Source organism: Nostoc sp. TCL26-01, assembly GCF_013393945.1.
Classification (GTDB): Bacteria; Cyanobacteriota; Cyanobacteriia; order Cyanobacteriales; family Nostocaceae; genus Trichormus.
In genome coordinates, this window is the sequence record NZ_CP040297.1 from 1,196,721 (window position 1) to 1,213,567 (window position 16,847).

The following is a 16,847-nucleotide window of genomic DNA, read 5'->3' on the forward strand; positions in this document are numbered from 1 at the left end:
CTAATTTAGCAACTTAATTATTTACGGTTTAGTCTGATATCGGCAAGATATAAGATAAATAAAGCCGATATTTATATGCTGAAATATAAGTATGAAATCAAGATGAAATTTCCGATTTTGCCTGAAAAATTCCCAAAAATCAGTAGAGACAATATTGTGATTGTCTCAATAGAATCTTGTCATACTTAGTAAATTTATATTGGGTTGCACTGCACGCCACCCAACATCAGAAATCAAACGGGATGCCGATATAGCAACTTACTTTTAACAGGTGAAATATATGAGAGTGCTGCTAGTTGAAGATGAACCAGACTTGGGTGCTGCGATGAAGCGGACTCTTACCCAGGAGAAGTACTTAGTTGATTGGGTACTGGATGGTAATGATGCCTGGGCATATCTAGAAAATAAGTGGACACAATACACGCTAGCTATTTTCGATTGGATGTTGCCGGGAATATCAGGTTTAGAGTTGTGTAAAAGGCTACGTTCTCATCAAAATCCTTTACCTGTTTTAATGCTGACAGCTAAAGACAGAATGGAAGATAAAGTAACTGGGCTGGATGCAGGTGCGGATGACTACTTAGTCAAGCCTTTTGGCATGGCAGAATTACTGGCTAGGTTGAGAGCATTACAAAGGCGATCGCCTCAATTTCAGCCCCAGGAATTAACTGTTGGTAATCTGACACTGGATTACGGCAACAATATAGTTATTAGTCAAAATATTGTAGGCGAAAAACAGGAGATTTCCCTGACTAATAAGGAATTCCAACTACTAGAATATTTTATGAAACACCCAAACCAAATTATCACTACCGAACAAATTCGTAATCAGCTTTGGGAGGTGAGTGCAGAACCCATTAGTAATGTGGTGGCGGCTCAAATGCGTTTGCTGCGGCGCAAACTAGCTAATAGTGGTTGTGAAAATATGATTGAAACTTTGCATGGTACAGGATATCGTCTTAATTTCACACCATGAATCAAAATAAACTGTTTCAACAAACCCGCTTGCGTTTAGCATTGTGGTATGCACTGGTTATGGCTTTGATTTTAAGCCTATGCGGATTTGGTATCTACAGAGCGATCGCTCATGCTCATTGGATGACATTAGATCGAGAACTGGAGTCTGTTGCAGGAACTTTACATGACAGTATTGAGCTAAAATTACAGCAACCGGGTGAATTAGAACCAGTTGTACAAAAGCTTTTACCTAATATCTGTGTCGTTGATCAAAGCTGTATCCAAGAGGAGTTAAATTCCCAACGCCATATTTTAAGTGCCATCAATCAAGGTAATTATTATGTGCGTTTTTTTGATAATTCTGGACGTTTGATTGCTCTAGCCGGCACTTATCCAGAAGGATTACCCCTAGTCTTTAACAAGCAACTTTGGCAAAATCTTAAAGATAGCAAAGGACATTCATACCACCAAATTTCTTTTGTTCTACACACCCAAGACAATCGTGATTGGGGTTACATTCAAGTAGGCCGGAGTCTGGCAGATTTCAATAGTTATCTTGTGGCTGTGAAACTGACTTTAGGATTAGGATTACCTCTAATCATGGTTTTGGTTGGTGTTGCTAGTTGGTGGTTAGCAGGATTAGCAATACAGCCAATTTATCGCTCATATAGACAGATTCAACAATTTACAGCCGATGCTGCACACGAGTTAAGAACACCGCTAGCAGCAACCCAAGCGACAGTAGAATCAGCTCTTTTGATGCCCCAAATAGATGAAATAGAGGCGCGGGACATTCTGCAAACTCTACAGCGTCAAAATCAGCGACTCACAACTCTGGTTACAGATTTATTACTACTAACTCGCTTAGATCGTCAACCAGCACCAATCACACGAGACATTTGCTGCTTAGATGATATTGTGAATGACTTAGTAGAGGAATTTGCCGCATTGGCGATCGCATCTGGTGTAACATTGACATCTTCAGTCTGGGTGTCAACTTCTTTGAATGTGATTGGGAATGTAGATCAGCTTTATCGCTTGTTTTCTAACTTAATTATCAATGCAATTCAATACACGCCAAAAGGAGGAAAGATAACTGTTGACTTAGATCGCAGTGACCATTATGCTGTAATTCAGGTTCAAGATACGGGCATAGGAATTCCGCAGCAGGATTTGACTCGAATTTTTGACCGCTTCTATCGAGTAAATAGCGATCGCTCTCGTAAGACAGGCGGTTCAGGATTAGGACTAGCGATCGCCCAAGCAATTGTTTTGGCACATCACGGTAGGATAGATGTGCAAAGTGAATTTGGTAAAGGTAGCACTTTTACGATTAAGTTACCTTTCGATCTCCGTCCACTTGATAGCGTTCGCTCTATTTACCCATTAAAAATGCGATGGCGTAGGCGATCGCTGTAAAATATCTAAATCTCATGATGCAAAGTGATTTGACTAGGAAATTCCCCAGCATTTTTACGCAAAATCGCATATCCTGGGCTATCTTACTCCTGATCACAGTACTAGCTATAACTTTAGTACTTTCTCTCTCCCAAGGAGCTGTACCCTTAACTACCAGTGAATTGTGGCAAGCACTGCTTCGTCAAGGTGATCCCATTAAACAAACAATTATTTGGGATTTGCGTCTCCCACGCATTACGGCAGCGCTCATCGTTGGTGCAGCTTTGGGAATGTCAGGAGCGCTATTACAGGGGATGTTACGCAACAGTTTGGCTGATCCCTTTATTTTGGGCATTTCCGCCGGTGCAGGACTAATAGTCATTGTGATGATTGTCTTACAAGTCTTACCTATCGCCATTCCTCTGGCGGCATGGATAGGGGGAATTTTGACTTCAGCTATTGTGATTTTACTTGGTCGTGCGGGTTCTGGTATTTCCGTTGAGAGATTGATTTTAGGGGGAGTAGCAGTTAGTTCATTATTAGGCGCAGTGCAAAGCACATTGTTGCTCTTGGCTGAAGATGGACAAATTCAAATTGCCCTCAGTTGGTTGGTGGGTAGCTTAAATGGTAGGGGTTGGCAAGAAATTTACACGGCTGGCCCTTACATTATGGTTGCATTGTTGGCAGGATGGTTACTAGCTAGGTCAGTCAACGTGCTGGCTTTGGGTGATGATTTAGCTGTGGGTTTGGGTGTATCATTAACGCGATCGCGTCTTTTAATTGGTGGTGTGGCTACTCTATTAGCCGCAGGTGCAGTCAGCATCAGTGGTTTAATCGGGTTTGTTGGTCTAGTTGTACCTCACGGTGTCCGCCTAATTGTCGGTACAGATCACCGCTTTGTGCTACCATTATCAGCCCTAGCCGGTGCATGGTTACTGGTTTTTGCAGATTTACTTTCCAGACTAGGCACAGTCGAACTCCCTGTAGGTTCTGTCACCGCCTTACTAGGTTCACCATTATTTATCTGGTTACTATATCGCCGTTCTTCAGGATTGAATAAATAGAGACACTGCATCGCCACGTCTTTGCATAATCAAATTTTGAATTTTGAATTTTGAATTGATCAAATGCCTCTAGAATTACAACATCTCACTGGTGGCTACACCACAATTCCCATCATTCAAGATATTAACCTCACTCTACAAACAGGAGAATGGTTAAGTTTAGTTGGTGCGAATGGTTCGGGTAAATCTACATTACTCAAATTACTCAGTCGTATTCTTGCACCACAGCAAGGAAAAGTATTACTAGATGGTAAAGCTATTCACTCACAACCAGCACATTTAGTAGCGCAGAAACTAGCATTGTTACCCCAACAACAAACAGTACCCGTAGGCTTAACAGTGCGACAATTAGTCAGTTTAGGACGTACACCTCATCAACCTTGGTGGCAATGGGAATTAACCCCCGAAGATTGGCACAAAGTTGAGGAGGCAATACAAAAAACCCAGCTTGAAAAATTCAGCGATCGCCTAGTTGAAAATCTCTCAGGTGGTGAAAGACAACGAGCTTTTTTAGCTTTGGCTCTAGCCCAAGAACCCAAGGTATTATTATTAGATGAACCTACAACATATTTAGATATTAATTATCAATTACAACTTTTAGAATTACTCAAAAATCTCAACGAACAGCAAGAGATCACAATTATCACAGTTTTACATGAATTGAATTTGGCAGCACGTTACAGTTCTCGGATTGCTTTATTAAAACAAGGTCAACTTTGGCAAGTAGGGACACCAATCCAAGTTCTCACACCTGATAATATAGCCCAAGTTTTTGGTGTAGAATCTGTGATTATTCACACACCTGTTGGGTTACAGGTTTGTGCAATTGCTGCTGTTTAATTTAATCAGATCATCCTGCTTGCTGATTTAAGCAGGCTTGTGACATACTCCACTAGGGAAAAATCTAATGGTTTAAACACTGTTTGACTGTCTCGAGTATAGATAGAGAAAGGCTTTCTAATTCATAACCACCTTCTAAACCGAAAAGAATTCTCGGTGTAATCTTGAGGCAATAATCAGTTAGTATGGCGTAATCGTGGGGCTGTAAATTGATCTTAGAAAGTAAATCAGCTTGGTTAGCATCGTATCCTGCACTTACAATCAAAATATCTGGGTAAAAATTTTGGAAAAAAGGTATAACCTTCTGCTCAAACAACTTGCAGTAGTCTTGTATTGAACTACCTGGAGCAATCGGAAGATTCAATAAATTGTTAAATTTGCCATGTTCGTCGGACGTTCCTGTGTGTGGATATCCTGGTGATTGATGAATTGAACAAAAAGCAATGTTGGGTTCATTTTCTACAGCTGCTTGGGTTCCATTACCGTGATGCACATCCCAGTCAAGAATTCCCACTCGTTTGATTTGTCCCATTGCCAAAGCGTAAAGGGCAGATATCGCAGGATTACAGAAAATACAAAATCCCATTCCTTGATCTTTAAGTGCATGATGTCCTGGGGGTCTTGCCAAAACAAAGCACGGTCTTCCAAGCTGCCAAATATTATCAACCCCATCTAACCAAGCATTCACAGCCAGGCAAGCAACCTCAAAGCTTTGGGGAGAAATCTGTGTTGATTCAAAACAACCCCAACCTCTAGTAGAATAGGCGCGAACTAACTCAATGTATTTGCTACAATGGACTCGTTCAATCTCGGCGATCGCATTTCTAGAAGTAGAAGGATTTAACCATTGAATTTGGTCTGCTATTGTTGAAGTCCTTAAGCTATCCACAATTGTGGTCAGTCGTTCTGGTTGCTCAGGGTGCATATACCCTGTTTCATGTTGAAGGAATTTCTCTGAGTAGATGATGGATATCATTGAGTCTCAAACTTTCTGACTAATTCAGGCGTTGATTTGAATAGGCATGATATAAAACCAAGTTTAATATAGGTATTTTACCTCAATAATCGTAAACCACTGAGAGTAACTAAGACTGTCGAACCTTCATGGCCAATTACGCCGATAGGGAGGTTGATGTTACCGAAAAAGTTGGCAATTAATAAGATGGCAATAAATCCCAAAGCGATCGCTATATTTTGTTTGATTATATTGTGCGATCGCCTACCTAGTTGCATAGCTACAGCAATTTTCTCTAATCTATCTGCCATCAAGACAATATCTGCTGTTTCTAGAGCTACGTCACTACCTGCGACTCCCATCGCAATACCCACACTGGCTTGTGCTAAAGCTGGTGCATCATTAATCCCATCGCCTACCATTGCTACTGTGTGATACTTTTTCTGCAAACTGCGAATCACATCTAACTTATCTTCCGGTAGGAGTTCGGCAAATACTTGAGTAATTCCCACTGTTTGGGCGACATTTTGGGCTGTTCGTTGATTATCTCCCGTAATCATGACAATTTGTTCTATCCCTAACTGCCGCAATTTGGCGATTGTTGCAGATGCTTCTGGTCTAATCATATCTGCAACAGCGATCGCACCCGCTACCTCATATCCAATTTGCCGACTCTGTGCTACCCAGATAACAGTTTTCCCTTCATGTTCCAGAGATTCAGCTGCTGTTTGTAATTCCTCTGGTAATTGAGTCACATACTCTTGCATAAAAGCAGCATTTCCCACAATTATTTTCTGCCCATCAGCAATACCCATAATTCCCTGTCCTGGTATCGCTTGCACCTCAACCGCACGTACCCAGTTTAAATCACTAGCCGCCTGGACAATAGCTTGAGCGATAGGATGCTCGGAACAAGATTCTAAAGTAGCTGCGGTTTTTAATACATCTGCTTGTGTGTATTTACTAGCGGACATAACTTGTGAGACTTGTAGTTGTCCTGTGGTGAGAGTACCAGTTTTATCGAAGGCGATCGCTCTCACTTTACCAATCTTCTCTAACTGCGCGCCATTTTTAAATAAAATCCCCTGTCTTGCTCCATTGGCAATACCCGATAATAATGTTGGCATAATTGCTGCCATCAGCGCACAAGGAGAAGCCACCACCAAAAAAGTTAAGGCGCGGTAAATTGTAGTTTCCCAATCCCAACCCCAAATAAAAGGTGGTAAAGTTGCCAGCAATAACCCAGCAATCACAATTACCATTGCATATCCCCTCTCAAACCGTTCAATAAATTGTTGAGAAGGTGGTGCTTGAGTTTGTGCTTGTTCTACCAAACGAATGACACGTTGAATCAAACTGCTAGCAGCTGGTTTATGTACTCGTAATTTCAGCGCCCCATAGCCATTAAGTGTGCCAGCAAAAACTTCTTCTCCTACTGTTTTTTCTACAGGTAACGACTCACCTGTAATTGCCGCTTGATTGAGAGTACTATAACCAGACACAATTACGCCATCAGTCGGAATCATCTCACCTGGTTTAACAACAATCTCATCTCCCACTCGTAACTGGCTAATAGGAATAGTTGCTTCCGTCCCTTGATGTAACATTCTGGCTGTATCCGGCGTTAAACTCATCAAACTGCGGATACTTTTCTCAGTACGCTGCATCGCGTAACCTTCTAAAGCGCCACTGATGGCAAAGATGAGAATCAAAATTGCCCCATCAACAATTAAATGGTACTCCCTACGCCACAACCCCAACCCGGCTGCACCCACAGCCGCCACAATCATCAACAAATCTACATCCAGTTCTTTTTCCTTAATTAGCGTCGTCAACCCCTCACGCGCGCTTTCATAGCCACCAATGACATAAGCCGCAGGTAAAAGTAGCAACGCCCATCCTAACCAACCAAGATGTAAAGCGAACCAACCAAAAAACAGTAACACTCCACAAAGCAGTGCTGCTAGAGTATCGGCGTGTTCTTTGGTAAATTGGCTAAAACGTTGTGAGTAGAGCATGAGATTGACATATATACAACTACTCCCAGGCTAAACCTTGACATTAATGTTAATGTCAAGGGAATTACGAACTACAAATTAGTATAAGTCTTGTGACAGTATGTTAATTTTTGACCTGAATGAGATGTATTATGCCATATCACTTTTCCCAAAACTGGACTATCAATGTTAGCCAAAAAACTTAGCGATCGCCTTCCCACATCATTGGTTAATTCTCCTTGGTTGATTATCATTATTTTTTCTATTCTTGGTTTAATAGGTATTCTCAATCATGCCATGTGGCGAGATGAATTAAATCCCTGGTTAATTGTTAGAGATAGTCAATCTTTCACAGATTTAATTGGCAACATTCGTTATGAAGGTCATCCAATTCTCTGGTATTTTTCTTTAGCCTTCCTCAGAAGAATTATTGATAATCCAGTAATCATGCAACTGTTCCATTTAGCTATTGCTATCGCTTCAGTTGCTATGTTTTGCCTATACAGTCCTTTCAGTCATAAACAAAAATTTGTTTTTGCTTTTGGGTTTCTACCTTTTTATGAATATCTGGTAATTTCTAGGAACTACGCATTTAGTTTACTATTTCTCTTTAGTTTTTGTACAATATTCTCGTCTAGAAAAAAAAATTATGTATATTTATCACTATTGCTAGGATTATTAGCTAACAGTAATTTGTATGCTTTATTTATAGCAACTTGTTTATTAACAACTTTGGCAGTCGAATTTATTTTTGATAGTGAACATCGACAACAATATTTTAGTCAAAGCCAAAAATTTGATTTATTGTTAAGCATTTTAATTATTGTATTTTCTTTCTTTCTGGCTATTTATATCATGACTCCACCAATAGACAGTTATCTCAATGGTGGATTAAGTGATGGATGGTCAATCAAATTAGACTTACATCATCTTTTTAGAAGCTTAGGGAGAGTATTTGGTGGTTATTTATTAATAGTACCATCACATAAAAGATGGCTGGATTTAATTATTTGCGCTTTGATTGCCATCTTTATTATAACTTTAACTGCGATCAAATTATGTAAGAAACCATTAATTTTATTTTTTTACATACTAGGTACTTCTCTAATATTTGCATTCACCTATTTAAGATTTACTGGTGTATCACGGCATTTTGGGCATTTCTATTTAGTTTTGATAGTAGCTCTGTGGCTAGAGAAATATTATCAAGATTCCCCATTTTTAATAGATAGACTTTCTATTCAGAATCATCTATTAAAATTTGCTCAAAGATGGTATCCCTTGGTATTTATGGTTATTCTTTACACTCATCTTGTAGGAGGAATCACAAATTTTACTAAAGATTTATTCATTCCCTTCTCGGCAGGACGAGAAACATCTCATTACTTGCAAAAATCCCATCTAGAGAATGAATTTATTGTGGCTAGTCGAGATGCTAATATGGCTTCTTTATCTGGTTATTTAAAGCGCCAGTTTTATTATCCTGAAGTGCAACGAATGGGAAGTTATACAATTTTTAGAAAAGGTCGTCAGCGTGTTACACAAGCAGAAATATTAAGACAAATTAGTTTCCTTTTAAAAACTCAAGAAGAACCAAATAAAATTTTGCTAATCTTGAATAAAGAACTAAAATTCAACCGCAGCGATTTAAATATTAATCCAATAAAAAACTTTAAAAAGGCTTGGGTAGATAGCGAGAGATACTATCTTTATTGGGTCAATAAAGAAGTAGGACGATGAGGAGAAAAACTCATAAATAATTTTCTCCTTATCCCTTACAGCCCCACACCCCTAATCTATCGGTAAAACATCGTGAAAATATTTATAGTCAATGTAACGATGCCCATCATCAGTGTGGTGAAAAATATCCACAAATCGACTATTCCATAAAATATTCCTAGGTGTATAACTGTGACGAGCATGAACTACTTGTGCTACCGTTTCATCGATGCCACTAATAGAAATGACAATATTGGTGTTTGTCTGAGATAGTGATTCTGCTGTCATGCCATACAGGGGACTCAACTCATCAATAGGGTGCATTGCTAGCCAACTTAATGTAAAACTAGGTGTTTGATTTCTTAACAATCTAAGATCGTGAAAGCGGCGGATAAATTGACCTTCGGCGGTAATTTCATCACGCATCAAATACACCCGCATATGTGCTTCTAAAATTAAATTGCGCCGACGATTAGCTGTGCGAAACATGAGAGTGGGTACACCTTCATAGGGTGTAATCACCGCAACACGGCTAAATGTAACACGCGCAGTTGGTCGGGAGAAGCGAGCAAACGCCAATCCTGTCATGACGGCAATTCCCATCAAACCAATCATGGCTTCGATGGTGACAATGATGTTAGCGTAAACTGTCTTCGGGTACATCGCTCCATAGCCAATGGATGCGAGTGTCTGCACGCTAAAAAAGAATAAATCAGCAAAAGATCCTGGGCGAGCATTGGCGATACAATCTCCCCCTAGTGAGTAAGCTAGGGCAAATAGGAGGTTAATCGCTATGTAAAAAAGACAAATCAGAAATACGAAGCCAGTCCAAGGAATTTTTAGCAGCAGATGATAAGGATCGCGCCAATAGGAGTACCATGCACCCATGCCAATAATCTCAAATTGTCCATCTTGAATTTTGATGTGAACTCGCTGTGGTCGTTTCTTTGACAGTCTCTTCAGTCGAAATCTCATCGGCAGTAGCCACAAGAACGGCAATAATTAGTAATCTTACTAAATTACCGTTAAAGATTATAGTCACTTGCTACAATATTAGAAACCAAAGCAACCCAGTGGCTTCCCAACTGGCAATTTTTTCGTAACATTTTAGCTTTACCACCCTACAACTAGCTAATTAGGCAAGTCAGAGACTATCTTTTACTTACCAATCTGTACTTGTGATAAAGTTTGAGCATATTTCATGATTTGATGCCAGATATCTTGTGGTGTGATACCAAAACCGATGTTGAGTAACACAAGAATTGCCGCAAGCGTTAAGGCATTGCTAATAGTGGCTTTTAATACTTTCCAAACTATTATAAATACGATCCAAGCAACAATGAGAGTAGGTATCATAAATATCACTTCCTAAAAAATTGCTTTGTTTGTATGTTTTATTAGTAAAAATAGATTAAAATTTTTGAGTATAGATTTTCTCGCTTTAGTTAGTTATATTTTTTTGAGGCTGGAAATTAGATACTAGACTGTACGTCATCTGACTAGGAACCGCTATAATTAACGAATTAATAATACACTCTCGCTTCCGAAATTAAACGATAGTTTAAAGAAAATTAGACAAAACCATACAGAAATCCTATATTTCTCAATATAGGCAGCGTTGGCGTAGCCTCTCTGAAAGAGAATCGCCGCCGCATTCAATAAGGATTGTGGGTGACCTACCAGTAGCTATTGTGTCAGTCATACCTGTCACGTTAATCAACAGGTCGCTGGTAGCATTAAATGCCGCTATACTATCGTTGAGAACAATGCGATCGCCATTAAAGTCAGTGTGGATATTGAATTAAGGGAAAATGTGATGGAAAATTTGTCTATAATAAAAACAAATAAGGTGAGATTATGTAATTTGTTTCAGACACGGAAGCTAGTCAAGCTTTTGCCGCAGTCATTGATCAAGCGCAACGTGAACCTGTAACTATCCGTCAACAAAATCGTGATGTTGCGGTTATTATGTCCATTGAAGATTATCAACGCATAACTCGTCTTAATATTCAAGAATTTCAACAATTTAGAGAAAGTATCGGACGTAAAGCTCAAGAATGTGGTTTAACTGAAGACAAGTTGAATGAGCTTTTAAGTAACGCTATCAAAACACTTAGTAAAGAGCCGATTGAGGAATAAAAGTAGCATCTTTTCTGAAAAGATCACTACCATCGGCAGGATCAATCCAAAGTTCAAAATTTTTGTGTCTGATATAGTGTGCGGGAAAATTATAGGATTCAAAAGACGTTCCTGTACCTGCAACTCCTGCTCTTTGACAGAAAGTAGCATCTTGTTGAAATAGCCTACTACCATCATTTCTAGCCAACTTCAGCCTGAAATCTTGATGTCTTAAAAAATGTCCTGGAAAATTTATTGATTCAAATGATGTACATTTTGAATTTGCTAATCCATTTCTAAGACGAAAAGTAGCATCTTTTCTTCCTAATTCATCATTGACAGGTTCGATATATCCTAAGTAGTTTCGATGACGAATATAGCGATCTGGAAAATTATAAGAACTAAATGAGTAATTTCCTCGAATTCCCTGCGCCAATACTTGCGTTATTTGTAAGTTACTAACGATAGAATAAGCTGCTAAAGTTATTGTAATACCGACTGCTGGAAATAATTTAAATAATTTCATAGTTTTAATCCTGTCTTTTATCGACAATTATTTGATTTTTTTCTAAACTTAGAGAATTTTACCATGAATACCTGATCATTCAGACTGACCAAGTTTCTCTCTCAATAGAGCTTACACTTGAGTTTCAAGATTTTCTAAATCAAATGAGTAAGATTGTTGTGTCGCTGGATCACGACGCTCCCAGCATGAAAGAGTTCTGTAGGCAGAGAACTGGGGTAATTGAGGGATTTTTATTTTTAATTCTTCTCAGCCAGAAGCTTACGAACACTGGGAGAACGAAAACCTAGAATAATGTCTTTGTGATCAACCCCACGCTGAATTAGTTCTCGATCTATAAAAATCTCAGTGCTGTTATGCTGAATCCAAATCTTCCCCTCGATAATATCTAGCTGCATCGCACATCCGTAAATGCGGGATTCATTGCGCCATTCGTTGTGCATAACTAAATAGCGATCGCGCACTGGATCAAAAATCAACTGCGCTTGCACATCGTAAATAGTAAATTCTTGTAAAAAATCACAGACAATTCGCCGATATTCTGCTATTCGATCCATTGTTCTATGACCTCCAGAACAGGATGATAATTAATTAATCTCACCTTATATTTTTCAATGACTGTTTTAGCTGGTTCAAAGCGGAGAAAGGTTTGATAAGTATCTCTGGGTACAGCGAGATAGAGGATACGTTCTGGCTCATCGGAAACGTCTAAGGCAGCTTGGTAATTGAGAAACTGACCTAACGCTGTATGAAACTCAGAAATCGTCGAGCCACCAGCAAAGCTTTTTACTTCTACTGCTATTTTACGTCCTTCTTTCTCTGCTGCGATCGCCGATTCTGCGGCTAGGTCAATATAGACATCGACAAGACCGTAGCGCAATTGGTAAGGATCATGGGTGATCGTCCAACCGTCCTTTTGCAGCGCAGTTTTAACGGCGTTATGAAAAATATCTTTGGCCATACTGAACTATCGCTACTTGGTAATTTTTGTAGGGCTTGGGGCGGAGCATCGTCGCACAAGCATCTGGTGAATAACTACTCAGACTGACCAAGTTTCTCTCTTAACAGAGCTTCTACTTGAGTTTCAGGATTTTCTAAATCAAATGGGTAAGGTTGCTGTGTCGCGGGATCGCGACGACTCATCAAAACTTCTAACGCTGCACGAAATGCTTCTTCATTGTTACGGTTTTCTGAGAGAAAACGTTTTAGCTCAGTATTGGTCATGTGGCTAAGGTTTTGCATCATAATACGAAGTTCCAATTCCCATCTTGATTAATTATGACTGCAATTTCATCTGCTCTACCAGCTTGAATGTAAAGCGTTTTTAACGTTTGGTCGTAACGAAATATTTGAATGGGCTGATATAGATTTGAGAGCAATTGGCAGAGAAATATTGCTGTATCTGACTGTTTTTTTGTCTGCAAGAAACCAATCCTCACAATACACCAAGCATAGCGTACCAGAAAGCTAATCTCTTTATTGACTACTGAGATGTCATAAAGCAAAGTAGTTGTTTGGAGTTAACGCACCAGTAGCTAGCGTACCAGTCATACCTGTGACATTAATTAAGAGGTCAGTGGTAGCATTAAATGCCGCAGTACTATCGTTGACTGATAGGTAAGTCCCTCCATTCCAACCGAAGAATACAGCTTGTTTAACTGCTAATGCTTGGGTTCCAGTCAAATTGGGATTGACATCTGCATAAGCAGCTATCGCCGCAGCATTCAATGTAGAATAGCTAGCGGTTGAGAAAATACCAGCATTGAAGAGTGCGGTGGGCAGTGAAGTTGGGGTATTGACGACAATGCGATCGCCTCCAGATGGATTAAAATCGGTAATGCGATCGGGTGCAGCTAAGAGAGAATCTTTAAAATCAGGGTAGACAAAGCGATCTGCACCTAGTCCTCCAGTGAGAATATCTGCTCCAGCTCGTCCAGAAAGAATGTCATTACCAGCCGCACCATTAAGAGTATTGTTAGCAGCATTACCTGTAATAGCGTTACTGATGCTGTTTCCTGTACCGTTGATAGCAGCACTACCTGTGAGAACCAATTTTTCTAAGTTTGCGCTCAAAGTGTAGCTAACAGAGGACTGGACGGTATCAATTTCAGTAGCTAGAGTTGATGATTCTGTCACTACATCACCAGTAGCGTCAACAATGTATATATCGTTGCCTAATCCACCAATCATCGTGTCGTTACCAGCACCACCATTGAGGATATTGTTAGCAGTATTGCCCGTAATAGTGTTATTTAGGCTGTTGCCTGTACCATTGATAGCAGCACTACCTGTGAGGATTAATTTTTCTAGGTTTGCGCCTAAAGTGTAGCTGACAGAGGATTGAACTGTATCAATTTCAGTAGCTAAGGTAGAGGTTTCAGTCACAACATCACCTGTACTGTCAACAACGTATGTATCGTTGCCTAATCCACCAATCATGGTGTCATTACCAATACCACCGTCTAAGAAATCGTTTCCATTAAAGCTAAAGATAATGTCATTACCTTCTGCACCCAAGAGAGTATCATTACCTTGACTCCCTTTGATTTCATCATTACCATTACCGCCAAATAGCTTGCCATTTTTGTTAACCACAAAGGTAGCCATTCTACCTTCACGATATCCCCAAATGATGTAATGATAGAGAGCAGATGGTATTTTTCCTTGCTTGATTTCTGCGTCTATATCAAGATAACGCGCACGGTAAGCAGCTTCATCAAAAGTGAAATTACTAGCTCTACCTTCACTCAAACCGTGATTTACAAGATGATGAATTGCATCGGGAATAGTTCCTTCTCGCAAAGCTTGATCAACTCCTGTATGAATCATACGATATAAGGATTCATTGAAATCTTTTAGGGTTAATCTTGCTTCATTCTTGCCTTTAAATAAGTGATATTCAAAGGCTGACTTGTATTTACTCCAGTCAATTTCTGGGTACATCTGACGATAGACACTATCAAATGATTGGAGCCAGCGCAGGGAATATTCTCCATCAGCAAAGCGTACTGCTTCAATATCATATTTTAAGAAATCAGTGTCGTCACGTCCTTGAATGCTATCGCTAACATGAAAACCGTCTTGGAAAAAAACTATTGAATAATCAAATAGATTGCCTTTGAATATGGCAATATCGTTACCATTACCTCCATAAAGCGTATCGTTACCTAAACTACCAACCATGATGTCATTACCGTCACCCCCAACTAGAGTGTCGTTACCAATTCCACCGTCTAGAAAATTATTACCATGAGATACTTGCAGGATATCGGAATTAGAAGTACCCCGAAGAGGTGCATTGCTATTGACAGCATTAAATTTAGCAACTCGTCCTTCTCGATAGCCCCAATTAATGTAGTGATAGATAGCTGATGATAAAATTCCCGCTTTGATATCTCGGTCAACATCTAAGTTATTACTGCGGTAATATTGTTCGTCGAAATTGAGGTTTGTGACTCGTCCTTCCCAATAGCCATGGTTGATGTAGTGGTGTAGAGCAGAAGGCTGTATTCCTGCTTTGATAGCATTATCTACATCTGAGTTAACTAGACGATAAAAGGCTTGATCGAACTGAAAATTAGTTGCTCGTTTCTCTCCATATCCCCAATTAATATAGTGGAAAATTCCAGAAGGAATTGTACCAGCTTTGATTGCTGCATCGACATCTTGATTAATCAGACGATAGAATTGCTCATTAAAGTCATTTGCTGTTAATCTACCTTCATTTTTGCCGTATAATTCGTAGTGTTGAAGCCCTGAGTTAATTAATCCTACTTTGACTTCGTTATCTACATCTTTGTTAATTAGACGATAGAATTGCTCAAAGTCTTTAAGTTCTGAAATACGGTAATTACGATCTGAGAATTGGATAAATTCAGAGCCAATCAAAGTATCTTGACCATCTCGATTGGTTTTGGTGTCGGTGATTGTTAGACTTCCTGATATACTGAAATCAAATTTATATTCAATCGATTTACCAGTCAGAATAACGGTATCGTTGCCATCTCCACCATCAAGGGTGTCATTACCTAAACCACCATTAAGGGTGTCATTACCATCTTGTCCGAAAAGGTTATCGTTACCCCCAAGCCCAAAGAGCTTGTCATTACCAGCATTACCACCGATGTAGAAGTCACTACCAGCCCCGCCAGTTACAACATCATCTCCATCAAGACCAGAGAAACGAGCGCCCATTTCTCTGATTTGTGCTAAAGAAAAAGTTCCATCTGCAAATCGAACATTTTCTATGTTAGACAGAGTATCCGTACCATCTCTGTTAATAGAGTCACTGACATGAGTAAAATTGTTGGAGTAGAAAACAATGTGGTACTCAGCACGATTTCCTCTGTAAACAGCAGTGTCAACACCATCACCACCATTAATTCCATCATTTCCGCCAAAACCAGAAATAGTGTCATTTCCTCCCCTACTGTAAAATATCTCATTAGCTGGGCCACCATTAATTAAATCATTACCCAAAAATAGATTTGGATTCTTAAACAACTTTATGTCAACATTAATTGGTATATCAGTTACATAGACGATGATAAATTTTAAACCATCGGATATTGCTTGATTTAAGGCATCATAAAAATCTTGAGGATCAGCTTCAACACCTAAATCTTTTAAAAAAGTAAAAACTCCACCACCATTTGGATCGATACCCAGAACATCATCAAATAAACTGTAAATTCCGCCGCCGTTAGGGTCTATCCCTAGAACATCATCAAAGAAATCGCTAAAAAAACCCATGTTAGTTTTACTCCTAGTATTTGATTGAATGAAGAAAAATTTTTGAGATTTATATCAGCCCAACTGCAATAGCGATCGCACTTCAATAAATGCTTTCCACAAAGAAGCGATCGCACATTTATCTTCTGGGGTAGCAATTCGTTGAATGTATAACATACTTCTCTCCATGCTAGTGATTTGGGTTTAAAGCTTTTCCATCAAAGAGCGATCGCCTGTGTGGCAAAACCAGTTTTGAAGAACAAACGTATACTAGAATTTGTCTGCGATCAGTGGTTTGCACTTTGTGCCAAAATGTGAAAGTGGCGATCGCACTTCAATAAATGCTTTCCACAAAAGAGCGATCGCACATTTATCGACAGGGGTAGCAATTCGTTGAATGTATGACATACTTCTCTCTATGCTAGTTATTTAGAGCGAAACCAATTTTGCACAACAAAGGTATATTAGAGTTTTTGTGCAAGCGGTACTTTGCACTTTCCTGCCAAATTATTAAAATAGCGATCGCACAATTAAAAGTGTGGGAT

Annotated in this window: 18 protein-coding genes and 1 pseudogene; 7 read left to right on the forward strand and 12 right to left on the reverse strand. The window is 39.4% G+C overall.

Annotated features, from left to right (window positions below; translation table 11 throughout):
• Positions 1-280: 280 nt before the first annotated feature.
• From rppA to FD725_RS05015, 4 genes are all read left to right on the forward strand, one after another.
• Positions 281-976: a two-component system response regulator RppA gene (gene rppA, locus FD725_RS05000; RefSeq protein ID WP_179047108.1), complete on the forward strand. Its 696-nt coding sequence runs from the start codon at positions 281-283 to the stop codon at positions 974-976.
• Positions 973-2,376, forward strand: a complete 1,404-nt coding sequence (gene rppB / locus FD725_RS05005; RefSeq protein ID WP_179047109.1) for a two-component system sensor histidine kinase RppB — start codon at positions 973-975, stop codon at positions 2,374-2,376. Before rppA ends, rppB begins: the two co-directional genes overlap by 4 nt.
• 14 nt (positions 2,377-2,390) lie before the next feature.
• Positions 2,391-3,419 (forward strand): iron ABC transporter permease, encoded by a 1,029-nt coding sequence (locus FD725_RS05010; RefSeq protein WP_256871853.1) that lies wholly within the window; start codon positions 2,391-2,393, stop codon positions 3,417-3,419.
• Between the two features lie 63 nt (positions 3,420-3,482).
• On the forward strand, positions 3,483-4,259 hold the full coding sequence (locus tag FD725_RS05015; protein ID WP_179047110.1) for an ABC transporter ATP-binding protein: 777 nt from the start codon (positions 3,483-3,485) through the stop codon (positions 4,257-4,259).
• A 64-nt stretch (positions 4,260-4,323) separates the two neighbouring features.
• Here the strand turns inward: FD725_RS05015 and FD725_RS05020 are convergent, their stop codons facing one another.
• Both FD725_RS05020 and FD725_RS05025 read right to left on the reverse strand, forming a co-directional pair.
• Complete coding sequence (locus FD725_RS05020) at positions 4,324-5,184, reverse strand: histone deacetylase (RefSeq protein ID WP_306296892.1); 861 nt, start codon at positions 5,182-5,184, stop codon at positions 4,324-4,326.
• A gap of 128 nt (positions 5,185-5,312) precedes the next feature.
• Entirely contained in the window at positions 5,313-7,232 is a 1,920-nt protein-coding gene (locus FD725_RS05025) for a heavy metal translocating P-type ATPase (protein ID WP_179047112.1), read from the reverse strand.
• Positions 7,233-7,397: 165 nt separating this feature from the next.
• On the opposite strand from FD725_RS05025, the gene FD725_RS05030 reads away from it, so the two are divergent.
• Positions 7,398-8,951: a hypothetical protein gene (locus FD725_RS05030; protein WP_179047113.1), complete on the forward strand. Its 1,554-nt coding sequence runs from the start codon at positions 7,398-7,400 to the stop codon at positions 8,949-8,951.
• 51 nt (positions 8,952-9,002) lie between these two features.
• Here FD725_RS05030 and FD725_RS05035 read toward each other — a convergent pair whose 3' ends face one another.
• The 3 genes from FD725_RS05035 to FD725_RS33075 all read right to left on the reverse strand — a co-directional run bounded on the left by FD725_RS05035 (position 9,003) and on the right by FD725_RS33075 (position 10,725).
• A complete protein-coding gene (locus FD725_RS05035; RefSeq protein ID WP_179047114.1) occupies positions 9,003-9,905 on the reverse strand; it encodes an ion channel in 903 nt (300 codons plus the stop codon).
• Between the two features lie 183 nt (positions 9,906-10,088).
• Positions 10,089-10,286: a hypothetical protein gene (locus FD725_RS05040; protein WP_179047115.1), complete on the reverse strand. Its 198-nt coding sequence runs from the start codon at positions 10,284-10,286 to the stop codon at positions 10,089-10,091.
• A 247-nt stretch (positions 10,287-10,533) separates the two neighbouring features.
• A complete protein-coding gene (locus tag FD725_RS33075) occupies positions 10,534-10,725 on the reverse strand; it encodes a bluetail domain-containing putative surface protein (RefSeq protein WP_372726722.1) in 192 nt (63 codons plus the stop codon).
• A 110-nt stretch (positions 10,726-10,835) separates the two neighbouring features.
• Between FD725_RS33075 and FD725_RS33080 the strand changes: the two are divergent.
• Both FD725_RS33080 and FD725_RS05045 read left to right on the forward strand, forming a co-directional pair.
• Positions 10,836-10,895, forward strand: a pseudogene (locus FD725_RS33080) (prevent-host-death family protein); the annotation flags it as partial.
• A 3-nt stretch (positions 10,896-10,898) separates the two neighbouring features.
• Entirely contained in the window at positions 10,899-11,069 is a 171-nt protein-coding gene (locus FD725_RS05045; protein WP_372726706.1) for a hypothetical protein, read from the forward strand.
• Here the strand turns inward: FD725_RS05045 and FD725_RS05050 are convergent.
• From FD725_RS05050 to FD725_RS05095, 7 genes are all read right to left on the reverse strand, one after another.
• Positions 11,044-11,574 (reverse strand): AbfB domain-containing protein, encoded by a 531-nt coding sequence (locus tag FD725_RS05050; RefSeq protein ID WP_179047116.1) that lies wholly within the window; start codon positions 11,572-11,574, stop codon positions 11,044-11,046. The genes FD725_RS05045 and FD725_RS05050 overlap by 26 nt on opposite strands.
• Positions 11,575-11,810: 236 nt before the next feature.
• Entirely contained in the window at positions 11,811-12,128 is a 318-nt protein-coding gene (locus tag FD725_RS05055; RefSeq protein ID WP_179047117.1) for a XisI protein, read from the reverse strand.
• Positions 12,116-12,532 carry a XisH family protein gene (locus FD725_RS05060; protein WP_179047118.1) on the reverse strand — a complete coding sequence of 139 codons (417 nt, stop codon included), beginning with the start codon at positions 12,530-12,532 and terminating at the stop codon, positions 12,116-12,118. The genes FD725_RS05055 and FD725_RS05060 overlap by 13 nt, the downstream gene beginning before the upstream one ends.
• Before the next feature lie 74 nt (positions 12,533-12,606).
• Positions 12,607-12,816 carry a hypothetical protein gene (locus tag FD725_RS05065; protein ID WP_179047119.1) on the reverse strand — a complete coding sequence of 70 codons (210 nt, stop codon included), beginning with the start codon at positions 12,814-12,816 and terminating at the stop codon, positions 12,607-12,609.
• Positions 12,813-13,076 (reverse strand): hypothetical protein, encoded by a 264-nt coding sequence (locus FD725_RS05070; RefSeq protein ID WP_256871854.1) that lies wholly within the window; start codon positions 13,074-13,076, stop codon positions 12,813-12,815. The genes FD725_RS05065 and FD725_RS05070 overlap by 4 nt, the downstream gene beginning before the upstream one ends.
• Positions 13,066-16,323 carry a bluetail domain-containing putative surface protein gene (locus tag FD725_RS32095; protein ID WP_218653155.1) on the reverse strand — a complete coding sequence of 1,086 codons (3,258 nt, stop codon included), beginning with the start codon at positions 16,321-16,323 and terminating at the stop codon, positions 13,066-13,068. Before FD725_RS32095 ends, FD725_RS05070 begins: the two co-directional genes overlap by 11 nt.
• Before the next feature lie 249 nt (positions 16,324-16,572).
• Positions 16,573-16,710, reverse strand: a complete 138-nt coding sequence (locus FD725_RS05095; protein WP_179047120.1) for a hypothetical protein — start codon at positions 16,708-16,710, stop codon at positions 16,573-16,575.
• Positions 16,711-16,847: the final 137 nt, after the last annotated feature.

Excerpts from the sequence above, each read along its gene's own strand:
- FD725_RS05065 (WP_179047119.1), bottom strand. The coding sequence starts at position 12,816 with ATGATGCAAAACCTTAGCCACATGACCAATACTGAGCTAAAACGTTTT.
- FD725_RS05050 (WP_179047116.1), bottom strand. The coding sequence starts at position 11,574 with ATGAAATTATTTAAATTATTTCCAGCAGTCGGTATTACAATAACTTTA.
- FD725_RS05010 (WP_256871853.1), top strand. The coding sequence starts at position 2,391 with ATGATGCAAAGTGATTTGACTAGGAAATTCCCCAGCATTTTTACGCAA.
- rppB (WP_179047109.1), top strand. The coding sequence starts at position 973 with ATGAATCAAAATAAACTGTTTCAACAAACCCGCTTGCGTTTAGCATTG.
- rppA (WP_179047108.1), top strand. The coding sequence starts at position 281 with ATGAGAGTGCTGCTAGTTGAAGATGAACCAGACTTGGGTGCTGCGATG.
- FD725_RS05020 (WP_306296892.1), bottom strand. The coding sequence starts at position 5,184 with ATGCACCCTGAGCAACCAGAACGACTGACCACAATTGTGGATAGCTTA.
- FD725_RS05045 (WP_372726706.1), top strand. The coding sequence starts at position 10,899 with ATGTCCATTGAAGATTATCAACGCATAACTCGTCTTAATATTCAAGAA.
- FD725_RS05040 (WP_179047115.1), bottom strand. The coding sequence starts at position 10,286 with ATGATACCTACTCTCATTGTTGCTTGGATCGTATTTATAATAGTTTGG.
- FD725_RS32095 (WP_218653155.1), bottom strand. The coding sequence starts at position 16,323 with ATGGGTTTTTTTAGCGATTTCTTTGATGATGTTCTAGGGATAGACCCT.
- FD725_RS05025 (WP_179047112.1), bottom strand. The coding sequence starts at position 7,232 with ATGCTCTACTCACAACGTTTTAGCCAATTTACCAAAGAACACGCCGAT.
- FD725_RS05035 (WP_179047114.1), bottom strand. The coding sequence starts at position 9,905 with ATGAGATTTCGACTGAAGAGACTGTCAAAGAAACGACCACAGCGAGTT.
- FD725_RS05015 (WP_179047110.1), top strand. The coding sequence starts at position 3,483 with ATGCCTCTAGAATTACAACATCTCACTGGTGGCTACACCACAATTCCC.
- FD725_RS05030 (WP_179047113.1), top strand. The coding sequence starts at position 7,398 with ATGTTAGCCAAAAAACTTAGCGATCGCCTTCCCACATCATTGGTTAAT.
- FD725_RS05055 (WP_179047117.1), bottom strand. The coding sequence starts at position 12,128 with ATGGATCGAATAGCAGAATATCGGCGAATTGTCTGTGATTTTTTACAA.
- FD725_RS05095 (WP_179047120.1), bottom strand. The coding sequence starts at position 16,710 with ATGTCATACATTCAACGAATTGCTACCCCTGTCGATAAATGTGCGATC.
- FD725_RS05060 (WP_179047118.1), bottom strand. The coding sequence starts at position 12,532 with ATGGCCAAAGATATTTTTCATAACGCCGTTAAAACTGCGCTGCAAAAG.